Genomic DNA, 15119 nt, shown 5'->3' with positions numbered 1-15119 from the left:
GAAGGGGCCGGGCGACCTCAGGTGACCGTCGGCGGGCTGCCATGCACCTGCGCGGGCACCTTCACCGGTTCACCGGGAGCCGTTCCCGCCTTCGCCGCTGCGGCGCGCTCGCGATCCAGCCGTCGCTTGCGCTTGGCGAGGATGTTGAGCCCCTCGACCAGGGCCGAGAAGGCCATGGCGGCGTAGATGTAGCCTTTCGGCACGTGGAAGCCGAGGCCGTCGGCGATCAGCGTCATGCCGATCATCAACAGGAAGCCGAGCGCCAGCATGACGATGGTCGGGTTGGCCTCGATGAAGCGCGACAACGGACCGGAGGCGACCAGCATCAGCACCACCGCGACGACGACGGCGATCACCATGATGCCGACCTCGTTGGTCATGCCGACGGCGGTGATGATCGAGTCGATCGAGAAGACCAGGTCGAGAATGAGGATCTGGACGATCACTGCCCCCATGGTCACCGTCGCCGCCTTGGAGACGATAGAATCCTTATGGTCTTCCGGATCGACCGAGTGGTGGATCTCCTTGGTCGCCTTCCAGACCAGGAACAGGCCGCCGGCGATCAGGATGAGATCCCGCCAGGAATAGCCGTGGCCGAAGAACTCGAACAGCGGCTCGGTCAGCTGGACGATGAAGGCGACGGTGGAGAGCAGGCCGAGCCTCAGGATCAGAGCGAGGCCGATGCCGATCCGCCGCGCCGTCGCCCGGCGGTTCTCGGGCAGCTTGTTCGACAGGATCGAGATGAAGACGAGATTGTCGATGCCGAGGACGATCTCCATCACCACGAGGGTGATCAGCGCCACATAGGCGGAAGGATCGGCGAGGAAGGCGAACATGTCGGCCATCGGGGCTCCACGGGCGCGAGGTGGTCGAATGCGTCGGCACGATCCCGAAAGGCTGCGGCCTTGAAGGGATCATGCGCCTGACGGAAACGTCTCGGATGCCCGTCGTCAGGCGGAACGGGCCGCCATCAGATGTGTCGGCGCGGAACGAAATGAAAGAGCCGCCTCACCAGAAATCCGGTCGCTGCTCCTTCAGCCTCGCGCCGATGCGCACCGCCGAGACCTTTTCGGCAAGTCCGGTGCGGTCGGAGATCTCGACGGCGAGCCCGGCAATGGTTGCCGGTCCCTGGGCTGCCTCGAAGCGGCCGCGCGGCACCTTAGTGACGAAGCGGTTCAGCGGCTCCTCCTTCTCCATGCCGAGGGAGGAGTCGTAGTCGCCGCACATGCCGGCGTCGGACTGATAGGCCGTGCCACCGACGAGGATCTGGTCGTCGGCGGTCGGGACATGGGTATGGGTGCCGACGACGACGCTGGCTCGGCCGTCGAGGAAATGCCCCATCGACTGCTTCTCGCTGGTCGCCTCGGCGTGGAAGTCGAGGATGATGGCATCCGCCTGCTCGCCGAGCGGGCAGGCGGAGACGAGATTGTCGGCGCAGGCGAAGGGGTCGTCGAGATCCGGCGACATGAACACCCGGCCCATGATGTTGGCGACCAGAACCCGGGCGCCGTTCTTCGCCTCGAACAGGCCGCTGCCGTTGCCGGGGGCCCCCTTCGGATAGTTCAGCGGCCGCAGGAAGCGCTCCTGCCGGGTCGAGAATTCCAGCGCCTCGCGCTGGTCCCACACGTGGTTGCCGGTGGTCACCACATCGGCGCCCGAGCTAAGCGTTTCCCGAAAAATGTCCTCGGTGATGCCGAAGCCGCCCGCGGAGTTTTCTCCGTTCACCACGACGAAGTCGAGGCGGTAGTCGGCAACGAGGCCGGGGAGGGCGGAAAACACCGCATTTCGGCCGGAGCGGCCGACCATGTCACCGAGGAAGAGAAAACGCATCAGCCCGTCTTGGCACGCTTGGCTTGGTCGAGCTTCTCGATAGCGCGTTTGGCGGCGGGGCGCGACCCCACCCGCTCGACCCAGGCGGCAAGCGACGTAAGCTCTGCCGCGCTGTCGTTCTTCAGGCCGGAGAGGCCGGCGCGCACCCAGCCGAAATGGATGATGTCGGCGATGGAATAGTCGCCGGCGAGGAAATCGCGCCCCTTCAGCCGGTCGTCGAGGACGCCGAGAAGCCGCAACGATTCCTTCCGGTAGCGCTCGATGGCATAGGGGATCTTCTCCGGCGCCGCAGCGTCGAAGTGATGCCACTGGCCGAGCATCGGGCCGATCCCGCCCACCTGGAAGAAGGTCCAGGACAGAGTGTCGTAGCGCGCCGGGCCGGATGCCGGCAGGAACTTGCCGGTCTTCTCGGCGAGATAGACGAGAATCGCGCCGGATTCGAACACGGCGTGCGGCACACCGCCGATCGTCTCGACCAGCGCCGGGATCTTGCCGTTCGGATTGATCGCCAGGAATTCCGGGGTCTTCTGTTCGCCGGATGAGAGGTCGATCATCTGAAGCCGATAGTCGAGACCGCACTCTTCCAGCATCACGACCGGCTTTTCCCCATTCGGCGTTTGCCAAGTGTAAAGGTCGATCATCAAAAATCCTTCCTCTGGAATCATCGCGTGACTGCGAAAGCTAGGTCGGCCGGCCCGTCACGAAAGGCGGGGGCGGCAAGGGGGAGCGGGGCGAAATGTGGGACGAGCGAAAAAGCGCGGTGATCGGCCGCTCCGGCAAGCTGCGGCGTATGTCCGGCGCGATGCTGGCGCTGGCGGTCTCCCTGGCGCTTGCGGGCTGTGCCGGTGGGCTCGGCTCGGTGAATGTCGGCGCGACACGGGACCTTCCCGTCGACCGTCAGCTGGCGCTCTCCTCGATCAACGCGTTCCGCGCCCAGAACGGTCTGCCGACGCTGCGCTTCAACGCCGTTCTCGACCAGGTGGCGGAGCGTCAGGCACGGGCGATGGCGGCGCGCGGCGATCTTTCCCACAGCGTCGACGGCACGCTGCCGGACAGGGTGCGCGCCTATGGCTACGACGTCTATGCGGCGGCGGAGAACATCGGCTGGAACTACCGCTCGGTTCCGGCAGTCATGGACGGCTGGAAGAATTCCTCCGGCCACCGCAAAAACCTTCTCAACCCGCGCGTTCGCGAGATCGGCTTTGCCGCCGCAGCCGGGCCGAATGGCGAACCATACTGGGCGCTGATCCTCGGCGCCCACGAATAGGCGACGGTCGACCGGGCTCTTCGCGGCAGACTGGAAGGGACGATCAGGGCTGGATCATCCCGGCCTCCGTGACAATCAGCGGCAGCGGAACGTCGTGATCGTCCATCGGCACGGAGTCGGCTTCCTGGCAGGCGAAGGCGACGCCGATCAGCATCGGCGAAAGCCCCTTGCCGCGGAGCCGGGCGATCGCCCGGTCGTAGTAGCCGCGACCGTAGCCGATGCGCCCGCCGCGCCGGTCGAAGGCCGCAAGCGGCACCAGCATCAGTTCGGGATCGAGGACCGCGGCGTCTGGCCCGGGGGCATAGGTGCCGAAGCCCTGCGGCTCCAGCGGCGCACCGCGAAGGAGCTCGCGAAACTGCAGCTCGCCGGAGACGATCGCCGGCACGCAGAGCCGGGCGCGGCGGTCGGCAAAGCGCATCATCAAGGGGCGGATGTCGATCTCCGAGCGGATCGGCAGGAAGCCCGAAACGACGGCAGGCGCCGCAGTGACGTGATCGGCGACGCGGTCGCCGACGGTCAGCGAGGCGTCGATCCGCTCGGCCTCGTCCATCGCGTCACGACGGGCGAGGGCTTCGCGGCGGATAGCGGCTTTGCGTTCGGCAAGATCGTTGGTCATGGTCGCCGAGTGTAGCGCGGCGCTTCGGTCGCGGCGAGGGCGGACCTTAATAGGCATCCTGAATTCGGAAAGCTGGCGAGCCACCCGGCCGATGGAGAAGTCGAACCCGGGAACCTACAACGTAGGTGGGCGCCGTATGCCCCAGCCCACGGGCCGAGGCAGGGACAGCTCCCTTGGGAATGACTAAGGCCCCGAGGAAATGTTACCCCTGTCGCACCGCGCAGCCCGCCTTTCGCTGATATAGACCGCGACCGGGACCTGCGAAAGGGACAGGCGGCGAAAATCCGCTTCCCGGCGCGGTATCCGGCAGTTGCGCAAGACGGCGGGGCATCGCCCGACCGCCGGCGCGCCGGAGAAGGCGGTCACATGAGCGTCGGCGGTGCAGGCTCCATCGCGCGCCCGGTCTCGCCGCGCTTTGCGACGAGTTCGTCGATCATAGCGGCGAGCGCCTGCTGGCTGAACGGCTTTGCCAGGCGCGGCAGGCCGTGATCGGTCTCCTCCAGCAGGCTGACATAGCCGCTGGCGAGGATCACCGGCAGCTCTGGCCGGGTCTCGCGGATTTCGTTGATGAGCTGGATCCCGGTCATGCTCGGCATCGCGTGGTCGGTGACGATCAGGTCGACTTCCTCGACCTTCAGCGTTTCAAGAGCCTCCTGGCCGGTGGTTGCTTCGAGGACCTCGTAGCCGAGGTCTTCGACCATCGCCACCGTGCCCATCAGGACGAGCGGGTCGTCGTCGACGGCGAGCACCCGCAGCGGCCGGGCCGGAGCCGAAGTTGCTGCCAGCGTGACGTCGCGGTCGAGAGGCACCTCGCTCGACATCTGTAGAGGCTCCCTGGCCGCGAAGCCGGCAGCGCCAGCGGGCAGATAGATCTTCGCGGTGGTTCCCTTGCCGACGTCACTGACCAGGCAGAGCCTGCCACCCGACTGCGCGACGAGCCCCTGCACCATGGAAAGGCCGAGACCGGTGCCCTCGCCGACGCCCTTGGTGGTGAAGAACGGCTCCGTCGCCTTCGCCAGCGTCTCGGCATCCATCCCCCGGCCCTCGTCGGCGACGGCGATGCGCACATAGCCGCCGGGCTCGAGATCTGGGTCGTTTCGCATTTCGAGGGCCGAGGCCGAGATGCGGATACAGCCGCCGTCGGCCATCGCATCGCGGGCATTCACGACGAGATTGAGGATCGCGAGTTCGAGCTGGTTGGCATCGGCGAAGACCGGCGGCAGATCGTCGGGAAAGTCGGTCTCGATCCGCACCATCGGCCCGATCGAGCGCTGCATCAGCTCCGTCATGCCGACGATCAGCTCGTGAAGGTCGAGGCTGCCGGGCCTGAGGTCCTGCCGGCGGGAAAAGGCCAGCATCCTCTGGGTCAGAGCGGCGCCGCGCTCGGCGGCGAGCATCGCGGTGGAAAGGAAGCGCTGCATCTTGGGGTCCGCCGGCAGCTGCTTTTCCAGCATCGCGAGATTGGAGAGCGTCGCCGCCAGGAGATTGTTGAAATCGTGGGCGATGCCGCCGGTCAGGTGGCCGATCGCCTCCATCTTCTGCGACTGGCGCAGCTGTTCCTCGGCCTTCCTGCGGGCGGTGATGTCGATCAGGCCGCACAGCGCCTGGACGAACTGACCCGCGGCATCCCTCTCGATATGGGCCGAGAGCAGGCAGTGGAGCTGGCGCCCGTCGCCGGTGACGAACTGGTATTCGACATTGGTGAGATCACGATTGTCGAGGAGGGCAGGCCAGTCCACCTCGATCCGCTGGCGGGCCGACGCGCTGGTCATGAAGTCGGTCAGCGGCCGGCCGATGACGTTGTCGCGCTCATAGTTCAACACCTCCAGCCAGGCGTCGCTGACAAACTCGATGGCGCCATGCTCGTTGAGGGCATGCATCGGCACCGGCGTGCGTCGGTAGAGGGTCTGAAAGCGCGTCTTGCCGGCCTCGACGGCGTCGTCGCGGATCATTCTGGCAGCCTTCAGCCGCGAGCCGGCGAGCTTTGCCCCGAGTGCCGCACACAGCAGCAGCAGGGCCATGCCGAAGACGACCATCGCCACGACGGGAACGCCGACCTCCACCTCCGACGCCGCGACCGCGGCGGCGGCGTCCGCGAGACCTTCCTCCGCATGGGCGCCCTGAGCGGTCAGAAGAATGGCAAACCATGCGACGAGAGAGCATCCAGCGATGGTCGTCGTGCCGCCTCCCGCTTTAGCCCTGTCAATTGCTTTCAGACGACGACGAAACGCGCGACCCTGCAGTTTCGCCTCGCTTGGAACGGCCATCTTGAATGTTGCCCCCATGGTCAGACAGCGTGTCATCGCGTCATTGCAGACTTCGATGCTGATGCAACGACTTCACGATTCTCTCATGGTTTGAAGGATATATGAGGGGATGACGAAGTGGCGAGGTGCAGTCGCTCCACTGGGTGGCCTGTGCCCCCCATCGAGAAAAGGAAATTTCGGCAGTTTTTTCCGTGGGGTTTGCGGGAGCGTTCCCGACCCGGCTGCGACGACCTGCCGCTCCCCTGCGGCGGCCGCCTCGAAGCCGGCACAGACTGACAAAGCGGTGTTTTCTGCCTCTCTTGGCACCATATAAGGGACGTTACGGGCACGACTGGCGAGGGAAGGGCGAGGCGAATGGCGCTTTGCCGCTCGCCGCGTATCGACCGTTCGGCCCATTGAATGAGGACGAGATCATGGATCAGAGGATTTTCCCGGTGACCCGCAGCGAGGCCGAATGGCGCGAGATGCTGACGCCGGAGCAGTATGCCGTCATGCGCGGCCACGGCACCGAGCGCCCGGGCAGCTGCGCCCTCCTGAACGAAAAGCGCGCCGGGACCTTTTCCTGCGTCGGCTGCGGACAGCGGCTGTTCGTCGCAACGCGCAAGTTCGAAAGCGGCACCGGCTGGCCGAGCTTCGACACGCCGGTCGAGGGCGCCATCGAGGAAACCGTCGATCGTAGCCACGGCATGGTGCGGACAGAAGTGCATTGCAGCCAGTGCGGCAGCCATCTTGGCCATGTCTTCCCCGACGGCCCGCCGCCGACGGGCCTTCGCTACTGCATCAATGGCGTGGCGCTGGACTTCGAGCCGGAGTGAGACGGTTTCAACTGCTGCGTCAGACGCCGCGGCGAAACCTCAACCACTTGGAATCGAACGGAGCGTTACTATCATCGGCCGGTAGCGATCACACGCACGAACGAGCAACGCGAGGAAAAGCCCCGGCGATGGAGTCATCGAGCGCTTCACGAAACGAGTGGTCGATGCGATTCTACGCGTTCATGCAACGGGTTGGCTGGCCGCGCTCCTATGTCGGCAAGACCATGGCGATCTGCTTCGTCGGAACCCATGTTCCGCTGATCGCGCTGGTCGGCTGGCTGATCTGGAGCGGCCACCTCGGCAATGACTGGGGCATCGTCCTCGTCGTTCTGGTTGCAACGCTGATCGGCACGGCGGGGACGCTGCTCGGCCTAGCCGGAATGCTGATGCCGATTCTGAAGGCCCGCAAGGCTCTCGATTCCTATACGCGCGATCGGGTGCCGCCGGACCTGCCGACCGTCTACGAGGACGCTGCCGGCCAGCTGATGAAGAGCGTCCAGTCGACGCTGATGCAGCTCGACCGCACCATCGACACACTCGAGAGCCTGTCCGTCACCGACCCGCTCACAGGCCTCTACAATCGCCGCTGGATCGACGATGTCGGCGAGCGCACCGTCGCCATCGCCAGGCGTCAGGGCAGGGCCTTCTCGATGCTGGTCATCGATGTCGACCGCTTCAAGTCGTTCAACGACAACCACGGTCACGCCCTCGGCGATCAGGTGCTGATCCTCGTTGCCGACGCCATCCGGGAAAGCACCCGCGACGGCGGTCAGGGGGTCAGGCAGGGCGGCGACGAATTCTGCGTCCTTCTTTCGGACTGCGATCGCGAGGGCGCCGAGGCGGTCGCCAAGCGCATCCGCCTTGCGACGGAACTCGGCGTCGAGGATTTCCTGCGCGTCGAGAAGGTCACCCTGAGCATCGGCGTCGCGACGCTGAGGGCGAGCGACCAGACCCTCCATGATCTCAGGCGCCGTGCCGACGAGCAGCTTCTCCATGCCAAGCGCACCGGCCGCAACCGGCTCTCGATCGGATGATCGGGCCCGCCATCGACGCGAGATGCGGCCCTTCCCGGCCCCTGCAGTCAAGACTGCGCGGATGCGCGTCGTCCCTTTCATACAGACAGTCAGCGGGCGGATTTTAGATAACGACGATGACAGACTATTTCGCCTTCTACGGGACGCTGATGGACGATGCGGGAGATCCCGACACGCCCTCGACGCAAGGCCTCGTCCGGCGGGTCGGCGCCTGCCGGCTGGCGGGCGTCCTGCGCGATCACGGCGCCTATCCAGGCTATTTCCCCGCGGCCGAAGGTCGGGGCGGTGAGGCTACCGACGGAAAACTCGTCGCCGCCGAGCTGCACGAGGTGCTCCGGCCCGAGGCCTTCGCGGTGTTCGACGCCTGGGAAAATTACGACCCAAGGAACGAGGACGGCTCGATGTATGTCCGGCGCCGGGTCGAGCTCGTCGAGCCGGCCGGCCTGACCGCCTGGGTCTATGTCTCGCGACTGTCCCCGGGCGATCCGGTGGTTCCCGGCGGTAACTGGCGGGCCCATCGCGTCGTCCCCTCCGGCGAGGTCGCCGACAGACGCCGCGACGCGTAAGATTTGCCCGCTTGAAGGGTCGCGGCCATCCTCCCGCAGGCCGCTGGAAGGATCGCATTTCAGGCGATTTTGCCGTCCGCCATTCACTCGGTGTTAACCACCATCGCGGCGGTCGGTGGTGCCATACATGCAAATACCCAATTGTTGGCGATGATCGAATCGACCGATCGTCTAACGGGTGTTGAATGAAATTCTACGACATCATGTACAGGTTGAAATTTCCAGGATCATATGTCGGACGAATATTTACGATCTGCTTTGTCGGCGTGCATATTCCCCTGATTTCGTTCGTTCTCGTCGTGGCGGGCGAGGGGCGTCTGTTTGCCGACCTTGGATATGTCGCAGTCCTTGTTCTCGCGACCGTCGTCGGGACGAGCCTCACCTGCATCGGGATTTTTGCGATCCTCGCCCCTGTCAGGAGCGCGACACTGGCGCTCGAAGCCTATTCTGAGAGCCGCCAGCTGCCCGAGCTTCCGACCCGCTACCTGGACCTTGCCGGGCGGCTGATGACGCGCGTCCAGGCGACGATTCTTGCTCTCGACGGGCGTATCGCGACGCTGGAGGGTCTGTCTTCCACCGACCCGTTGACCGGCCTGTTCAACCGCCGCTGGCTCTCCGAGGAGGGCGAGGCGACGATCGAAAAGGCGCGGGCCGGCAGAACGCTCCTGTCGCTGCTCGTCATCGACGTCGATCGGTTCAAGCAGCTCAACGACCGCCACGGTCATACCACCGGCGACAAGGTGCTGATCCTCGTCGCCGACGCGATCCGGGGGGGAATCCGTTCGTCGGATTACGGGGTGCGGCTCGGCGGCGACGAGTTCTGCGTGCTGATGGAGGGCGCCGACAAGGCGACGGCGGCGGAGGCCGGCCAGCGGATCCGCGAGGCCGTGCGCCAGAGCGCCAAACTGCTCCTCGGCGTTGAACCCGTTTCCCTCAGCCTCGGCGTCGCGACGCTGCATCCCGACGATGCGGGATTCCACGACATGTTCCTGCGGGCCGACGGCAACCTCTACAGGGCAAAGGCCGCCGGACGAAACCGGCTGATCGCCGGCTGAGGTCGAGCCTCTCGCCGGTCGAGGGCGGGTGGCGAGCGCCTCGCTACGGAGCGCGAAATCCTGGCGGTCTCGCTCAGGCCTGCAACTGGCGCTTGGCCTCTTCGCCGAGGGCGCGGAACACCGTGTCGACGATCGCCTTCGTGTCGAGCCCCGCCTCACGGATCATCATTTCCGGCGCGGCGTGATTGACGAAGCGGTCGGGCATCGCCATCGGCCGGACCTTCAGCCCGCCGTCGAGCAGCCCGGACATGGCGAGATACTGCATGACCTGCGAGCCGAAGCCGCCGACGGCGCCCTCCTCGACGGTCACCAGCACCTCGTGCTCGCGGGCGAGCCGGGCGATCAGCGCCGTGTCGAGAGGCTTGGCGAAGCGGGCATCGGCGACCGTCGTCGACAGGCCGAAACCGTCGAGCTCGCGGGCGGCCGCCATCGCGTCGGCGAGGCGCGTGCCGAGCGACAGGATCGCCACCTTGCTGCCTTCCTTGACGATGCGGCCGCGGCCGATCTCGAGGATCTCGCCGCGCTCCGGCATCTCGATGCCGACGCCGTTGCCGCGCGGATAGCGGAAGGCGATCGGCCCATCGTCATAGGCGGCAGCCGTGCGCACCATGTGCTTCAGCTCGGCCTCGTCGCTCGCGGCCATCACCACCATGCCGGGCAGGGCAGCCATGAAGCCGATGTCGAAGGAACCGGCATGGGTCGGCCCGTCGGCGCCGACGAAGCCGGCACGGTCGATGGCAAAGCGCACCGGCAGATGCTGGATGGCAACGTCGTGGACGACCTGATCGTAGCCACGCTGCAGGAAGGTCGAGTAGATCGCCGCAAACGGACGGTAGCCCTCCGAGGCGAGGCCGGCGCAGAAGGTGACGGCGTGCTGCTCGGCGATGCCGACGTCGAAGGTGCGGTCGGGGAAGCGGGCGCCGAACTTGTCGAGGCCGGTGCCGGCGGGCATCGCGGCATTCACCGCGACGATCCTGTCGTCCTCCTCGGCCTCGCGGATCAGGGCCTCGGCGAAGACGCCGGTATAGCTCGGCGAATTCGCCTTGGATTTCGACTGGGCGCCGGTGATGACGTCGAATTTTGAGACGCCGTGATACTTGTCGGTCGAGCTCTCCGCCGGGCCGTAGCCCTTGCCCTTGCGGGTGACGACATGGACTAGGATGGGCCCGGTCCCGGCATCGCGGACATTCTTCAGGATCGGCAGGAGATGCGACAGGTCGTGGCCGTCGATCGGGCCGACATAATAGAAGCCGAGTTCCTCAAACAGCGTGCCGCCGGTGAAGAAGCCGCGGGTATATTCTTCGGTGCGGCGGGCGCCCTCGCGCATGAAATCCGGCAGCAGCCGGGTAAAGCTCTTGGCGTGGTCGCGCAGGGTCCGGTAGGTCTTGCCGGAAACGAGCCGGGCGAGATAGGCGCTCATCGCCCCGGTCGGCGGGGCGATCGACATGTCGTTGTCGTTGAGAATGACGATCAGCCGGGCGTCCAGCGCGCCGGCATTGTTCATCGCCTCATAGGCCATGCCGGCGCTCATCGCGCCGTCGCCGATGACCGCGACGACGTTGTTGCTGCCCTTCGAGAGATCCCGGGCGACGGCCATGCCGAGGCCAGCCGAGATCGACGTGGAGGAATGGCCGGCGCCGAACGGGTCGTATTCGCTCTCGGCGCGCTTGGCAAAGCCCGACAGCCCGCCCTCCTGGCGGATCGTCTTCATCCGTTCGCGACGGCCGGTGAGGATCTTGTGGGGATAGGCCTGGTGGCTGACGTCCCAGATCAGTCGATCCCGGGGCGTGTCGAAGACGTAATGGAGCGCCACGGTCAGCTCGACGACGCCGAGGCCGGCGCCCAGATGGCCGCCCGTCCGGGATATCTGGTCGATGAGATCGGCGCGCAGTTCGTCGGCGAGTTGCGGCAGCTTGGATTCGTCGAGGTCGCGCAGATCCTCCGGAAAGCGGATCTGATCGAGGAGCGGCGTATTCGATGTTTCTGCCACCACAAAACCTTTCGACGACACTGACGCAGCCGGGACGCGGGTCAGATACCCCGCCTGCCCGCCGCCGGAGCGCCGTCCGGCCGACGGCATGCTCCAACTCATTCAAGATCGCGCAACGCTCATCCAGGATGGCGGGGCGCGCTTGCCGGAAATCGCTTTCGCTGGCCCGGCCCGCCATCGGGGCGAAACCCGACCCGGCGGCATGGCTATAAATCGTTCACAGAGTGCGCCGTTCAAGCGCGGCACTGCAAGTCCGCCGATCCATCTGCCTGAAAAATCATACGCCTCGCCGAAATCGGCGCCGTCGGGGCGCTGCCGCGGCACTTCGAAGAAATGTCAGCCGCTGCCTCAGCCCGGATCAAGCGGCTCAGTGCCGGTGGGCTTGCCGGAGCGACCCAGCTTGATCTTCTCGACCTTGTCCTCCGCCGCGGAGAGCAGCCGCTCGCAATGGTTCTTCAGCTTCTCGCCGCGCTCGTAGATGCGGATCGACCTGTCCAGCGGCACGTCGCCGCGCTCAAGGTCGGAGACGATCCGCTCGAGCGCGGCGATCGCATCCTCGAAGCTCATGCGCTTGATGTCTGAATCGTCGGCGGGAAGGGTCGTCTCACCGGTCTCGGCCATGGTGGGGCCTTTCGTCGATCGTCTGATTGAAGGTGTCCGGCGGCTGCCGAGGCGGGGTCAGCCGGTCATCAGCCGCTTGACGTGGACCGCGGTGGAAAGCGCGAGCCCCTGGAGGTCGTAGCCGCCTTCGAGGAGGCTGACCAGCCGACCGCCGGAATGGCGATCCGCGACATCGAGGAGATGGCCGGTCGCCCAGTCGAAATCGCCCTCGGTGAGTTCGAGGCTCGCCAGCGGGTCGCGATGATGGGCGTCGAATCCGGCGGAAATGATCACGAGGTCGGGGGCGAAGGCTTCAAGCTCCGGCAGGATCCGCTCGAGCATCGCGGCGCGGAACCTCTCGCCGCCATCACCCGCCGAAAGAGGCGCATTGACGATGTTGCCGGCGCCGGTCTCGCTCTTGGCCCCGGTGCCCGGATAGAGCGGCATCTGGTGGGTGGATGCGTAGAGCACGGTCGGGTCGGACCAGAAGATGTCCTGGGTGCCGTTGCCGTGATGGACGTCCCAGTCGACGATCGCCACCCGTTCGAGGCCGTGCACCGCCTGGGCGTGGCGGGCGGCGATCGCGGCATTGTTGAACAGGCAGAAGCCCATCGCGGTCACCGCCTCGGCGTGATGGCCCGGCGGTCGCGAGGCGACGAAGACGTTGCGCGCTTCGCCGGAAACCACCGCGTCGACGGCTGCGGTCGCCGCACCGAGCGCATGGATCGCCGCGGTGAAGCTCTTGGGGCTGACGATGGTGTCGGCGTCGATCCGGGTCAGGCCTTCCTCAGGAATGGTCAATGCGACCTTGCGCACGAACTCTTCCGGATGGCAGCGATAGACCGATTCCAGCGAGCCTTCGGGCGCATCGACGCGTTCGAGCAGCTGGAAGGTTTCAGCCTCCAGGGCCGCGGCGACGGCCTTCATCCGATCCGGCCGTTCGGGATGGCCCGGACCGGTCAGATGCTCGGTAAAGACGTCGTGATAGTAAAGCCGGGTGTTCATCGGAACGAGCTAGCGTTGGCTACGGCGAGTTCAATCGCGCCGGGATGTCTTGCGCAGACTGCGCGGGGGACCGTTCGGCAGCTTGTGATCGGTGCGAATGGCCGGCGGTCAGACACGGACGGCTCCGGTCTGCCCGCGATCTCGCAGATAATGGTCTGCGATGGCGCAGGCGACCATCGCTTCGCCGACCGGAACCGCCCGGATACCGACGCAGGGGTCGTGCCGGCCCTTGGTCATGACGTCGACGGCGTTGCCGTCGGCGTCGACCGACTGGCGCGGCGTCAGGATCGACGAGGTCGGCTTCACGGCGAATCGCGCGACGATCGGCTGGCCGGTCGAGATGCCGCCGAGAATGCCGCCGGCATGGTTGGAGAGATAGGCCGGTCTGCCGTCCGGACCGGGGCGCATCTCGTCGGCATTCTCCTCGCCGGAGAGCGCGGCCGCGGCAAAGCCCTCGCCGATCTCGACGCCCTTCACCGCATTGATCGACATCAGGCCGCTCGCAATGTCGGCGTCGAGCTTGCCGTAGATCGGTGCGCCGAGGCCGGCGGGAACGCCATCGGCGACGATCTCCACCACCGCGCCGATCGACGAGCCGCGCTTGCGGACGCCATCGAGAAGCTCGGCCCATCTTTTGGCCGTCTCGGCGTCGGGGCAGAAGAACGGGTTGTTCGAGACCTCGTCCCAGTCCCAGCGCGAGCGGTCGATCCAGCAGTCGCCGATCGCCACCAGCGCACCGCGCACCTTGAGCCCGGGGACGATGTTTCCGGCGATCGCTCCGGCAGCGACGCGCATCGCCGTCTCGCGGGCCGAGGAGCGGCCACCGCCGCGATAGTCCCGGATGCCGTATTTGACGTCATAGGTGACGTCGGCGTGGCCCGGCCGGTAGCGCCGCGCAATGTCGGAATAGTCCTTGGAGCGCTGGTCGGTGTTTTCGATCTGAAGCGCGATCGGCGTCCCGGTCGAGACATAGTCGCCCTCGGCCTCGCCCGGCATGACGCCGGACAGGACCCGCACCTGGTCAAGCTCCTGGCGCTGCGTCGTGTAGCGCGACTGGCCGGGCCGCCGGCGGTCGAGCTCGGCCTGGATCTCGGCGAGGCTGAAGCGGATGTTCGGCGGCGTGCCGTCGATCACGCAGCCGATCGCCGTCCCGTGGCTCTCGCCCCAGGTGGTGACGCGGAAGAGATGGCCGAACGTGTTGTGGGACATGGGCGGTCGTGTCGTGACGGAATGATGATGCGAAGGCTTCTCTACGCGCAAATGTCGGGCCGACGCAAACCGGCATTGGCTGCGACCATCCCGGCATCCTGCGCAACCGTCATGGTGATCTTCGTCACATCCAGGCGCCGGCCCGATGTGCAGCTTGGGGCGACCAGCCGGGGCTCGACGCGCCGCAAGCCTTAAGATGTCGCTTACCATGATGAAAACAGTTCGATACAATTCGCTATGTCGCGGTACGACTTTGGACACAATCGCGGGCGACCTTCCGACCCTGTCGACGCGGATTGCGGCCCCGCGGCGAATTTCCCGGATGGCGGAGCCCGTCCGGTCGTCCGCGGGCCGCCTAGTCGAGGTGAGGAGGATGTCATGACGAGACGCATTCTGGCGCTGTTCGCGAGCTCCTTTCTGACGGTCGCAATGTCGATCCCCGCGGTGGCGGAGGAGACCGACGGCGTGATCGAATCGATCGACCAGGAGCGCGCGGAGCTGAGGCTGAGCGATGGGCAGATCTATCATCTGCCGCCGGACTTCGATTACGACGCCGTCGTCCAGGGAATGATGGTCGTGGTGATCTATGATTCCGACGACGAGCGGCCGCAGTTGAAAGCGATCTGACCGGACCGGCCGCCGGCACGCCGCAGGCTCCATGCCGCGGCGGTCGGGCTGAAGGCCGCAGAGCCCATCTCGGGCGGCTGGCCTGGCCGCTGCAGATCGCCGGCCATTTTCCAGACATCGTTTGCGGCAGCCGCGCTTCGCCCTTGGAGCCGTCGATCATGGCGGCTGGCGCGGTCGCGCTCCGCCGGTCGTAGCCGGTTCATCGGATCCGCGGCAGCGGTCCTCACAGCATCACGGC

At 66.2% G+C, this 15119-nt stretch carries 15 protein-coding genes and 1 other RNA gene; 6 read left to right on the top strand and 10 right to left on the bottom strand.

What is annotated here, in order from left to right; genetic code table 11:
• Positions 1-17: 17 nt before the first annotated feature.
• From E3C22_RS06210 to E3C22_RS06200, 3 genes are all read right to left on the bottom strand, one after another.
• A complete protein-coding gene (locus E3C22_RS06210) occupies positions 18-845 on the bottom strand; it encodes a TerC family protein (RefSeq protein ID WP_134761146.1) in 828 nt (275 codons plus the stop codon).
• Between the two features lie 163 nt (positions 846-1008).
• Positions 1009-1830 carry a TIGR00282 family metallophosphoesterase gene (locus E3C22_RS06205; RefSeq protein WP_134761145.1) on the bottom strand — a complete coding sequence of 274 codons (822 nt, stop codon included), beginning with the start codon at positions 1828-1830 and terminating at the stop codon, positions 1009-1011.
• Complete coding sequence (locus E3C22_RS06200; protein WP_134761144.1) at positions 1830-2471, bottom strand: glutathione S-transferase family protein; 642 nt, start codon at positions 2469-2471, stop codon at positions 1830-1832. The genes E3C22_RS06205 and E3C22_RS06200 overlap by 1 nt, the downstream gene beginning before the upstream one ends.
• 95 nt (positions 2472-2566) lie before the next feature.
• Here E3C22_RS06200 and E3C22_RS06195 point away from each other — a divergent pair, with 95 nt between their 5' ends.
• A complete protein-coding gene (locus E3C22_RS06195) occupies positions 2567-3097 on the top strand; it encodes a CAP domain-containing protein (protein WP_134761143.1) in 531 nt (176 codons plus the stop codon).
• Positions 3098-3140: 43 nt separating this feature from the next.
• Here the strand turns inward: E3C22_RS06195 and E3C22_RS06190 are convergent, their stop codons facing one another.
• From E3C22_RS06190 to E3C22_RS06180, 3 genes are all read right to left on the bottom strand, one after another.
• A complete protein-coding gene (locus tag E3C22_RS06190; RefSeq protein ID WP_134761142.1) occupies positions 3141-3713 on the bottom strand; it encodes a 5-formyltetrahydrofolate cyclo-ligase in 573 nt (190 codons plus the stop codon).
• Positions 3714-3786: 73 nt separating this feature from the next.
• Positions 3787-3943: non-coding RNA, 6S RNA (gene ssrS, locus E3C22_RS06185), on the bottom strand.
• A 132-nt stretch (positions 3944-4075) separates the two neighbouring features.
• Positions 4076-5776, bottom strand: coding sequence for an ATP-binding protein (locus E3C22_RS06180; protein WP_134761141.1), 1701 nt, complete (start codon positions 5774-5776; stop codon positions 4076-4078).
• A 617-nt stretch (positions 5777-6393) separates the two neighbouring features.
• Here E3C22_RS06180 and msrB point away from each other — a divergent pair.
• The 4 genes from msrB (at position 6394) to E3C22_RS06160 (ending at position 9450) form a co-directional block, all read left to right on the top strand.
• Positions 6394-6795, top strand: coding sequence for a peptide-methionine (R)-S-oxide reductase MsrB (gene msrB / locus E3C22_RS06175; RefSeq protein ID WP_134761140.1), 402 nt, complete (start codon positions 6394-6396; stop codon positions 6793-6795).
• A gap of 164 nt (positions 6796-6959) precedes the next feature.
• Positions 6960-7829 carry a GGDEF domain-containing protein gene (locus tag E3C22_RS06170; protein ID WP_167591662.1) on the top strand — a complete coding sequence of 290 codons (870 nt, stop codon included), beginning with the start codon at positions 6960-6962 and terminating at the stop codon, positions 7827-7829.
• 116 nt (positions 7830-7945) lie between these two features.
• Positions 7946-8395, top strand: coding sequence for a gamma-glutamylcyclotransferase family protein (locus E3C22_RS06165; protein ID WP_134761138.1), 450 nt, complete (start codon positions 7946-7948; stop codon positions 8393-8395).
• Positions 8396-8661: 266 nt separating this feature from the next.
• Positions 8662-9450 carry a GGDEF domain-containing protein gene (locus E3C22_RS06160; protein WP_167591661.1) on the top strand — a complete coding sequence of 263 codons (789 nt, stop codon included), beginning with the start codon at positions 8662-8664 and terminating at the stop codon, positions 9448-9450.
• 73 nt (positions 9451-9523) lie between these two features.
• Here E3C22_RS06160 and dxs read toward each other — a convergent pair whose 3' ends face one another.
• From dxs to aroC, 4 genes are all read right to left on the bottom strand, one after another.
• Positions 9524-11440, bottom strand: a complete 1917-nt coding sequence (dxs, locus tag E3C22_RS06155; protein ID WP_134761136.1) for a 1-deoxy-D-xylulose-5-phosphate synthase — start codon at positions 11438-11440, stop codon at positions 9524-9526.
• A 348-nt stretch (positions 11441-11788) separates the two neighbouring features.
• The gene (locus tag E3C22_RS06150; RefSeq protein WP_134761135.1) at positions 11789-12061 is read right to left on the bottom strand and encodes an exodeoxyribonuclease VII small subunit; all 273 of its coding nucleotides are present in this window, start codon (positions 12059-12061) and stop codon (positions 11789-11791) included.
• A gap of 57 nt (positions 12062-12118) precedes the next feature.
• Positions 12119-13045 (bottom strand): histone deacetylase family protein, encoded by a 927-nt coding sequence (locus E3C22_RS06145; RefSeq protein ID WP_134761134.1) that lies wholly within the window; start codon positions 13043-13045, stop codon positions 12119-12121.
• A gap of 108 nt (positions 13046-13153) precedes the next feature.
• Positions 13154-14254 (bottom strand): chorismate synthase, encoded by a 1101-nt coding sequence (aroC, locus tag E3C22_RS06140; RefSeq protein ID WP_134761133.1) that lies wholly within the window; start codon positions 14252-14254, stop codon positions 13154-13156.
• A 378-nt stretch (positions 14255-14632) separates the two neighbouring features.
• Here aroC and E3C22_RS06135 point away from each other — a divergent pair, with 378 nt between their 5' ends.
• On the top strand, positions 14633-14881 hold the full coding sequence (locus tag E3C22_RS06135) for a DUF1344 domain-containing protein (protein ID WP_134761132.1): 249 nt from the start codon (positions 14633-14635) through the stop codon (positions 14879-14881).
• Positions 14882-15119 lie beyond the last annotated feature (238 nt).

Origin of the sequence: Jiella endophytica, assembly GCF_004519335.1 — a bacterium.
Classification (GTDB): Bacteria; Pseudomonadota; Alphaproteobacteria; order Rhizobiales; family Rhizobiaceae; genus Jiella; species Jiella endophytica.
The sequence above is the reverse complement of the archived record's forward strand: the minus strand, read 5'-3'. Positions and strand labels throughout refer to the sequence as shown.

Coding starts and splice junctions, on each gene's coding strand:
- aroC (WP_134761133.1), bottom strand. CDS start 14,254: ATGTCCCACAACACGTTCGGCCATCTCTTCCGCGTCACCACCTGGGGC.
- msrB (WP_134761140.1), top strand. CDS start 6,394: ATGGATCAGAGGATTTTCCCGGTGACCCGCAGCGAGGCCGAATGGCGC.
- E3C22_RS06145 (WP_134761134.1), bottom strand. CDS start 13,045: ATGAACACCCGGCTTTACTATCACGACGTCTTTACCGAGCATCTGACC.
- E3C22_RS06165 (WP_134761138.1), top strand. CDS start 7,946: ATGACAGACTATTTCGCCTTCTACGGGACGCTGATGGACGATGCGGGA.
- E3C22_RS06210 (WP_134761146.1), bottom strand. CDS start 845: ATGGCCGACATGTTCGCCTTCCTCGCCGATCCTTCCGCCTATGTGGCG.
- E3C22_RS06205 (WP_134761145.1), bottom strand. CDS start 1,830: ATGCGTTTTCTCTTCCTCGGTGACATGGTCGGCCGCTCCGGCCGAAAT.
- E3C22_RS06150 (WP_134761135.1), bottom strand. CDS start 12,061: ATGGCCGAGACCGGTGAGACGACCCTTCCCGCCGACGATTCAGACATC.
- E3C22_RS06200 (WP_134761144.1), bottom strand. CDS start 2,471: ATGATCGACCTTTACACTTGGCAAACGCCGAATGGGGAAAAGCCGGTC.
- E3C22_RS06135 (WP_134761132.1), top strand. CDS start 14,633: ATGACGAGACGCATTCTGGCGCTGTTCGCGAGCTCCTTTCTGACGGTC.
- E3C22_RS06190 (WP_134761142.1), bottom strand. CDS start 3,713: ATGACCAACGATCTTGCCGAACGCAAAGCCGCTATCCGCCGCGAAGCC.
- E3C22_RS06170 (WP_167591662.1), top strand. CDS start 6,960: ATGCGATTCTACGCGTTCATGCAACGGGTTGGCTGGCCGCGCTCCTAT.
- E3C22_RS06195 (WP_134761143.1), top strand. CDS start 2,567: ATGTGGGACGAGCGAAAAAGCGCGGTGATCGGCCGCTCCGGCAAGCTG.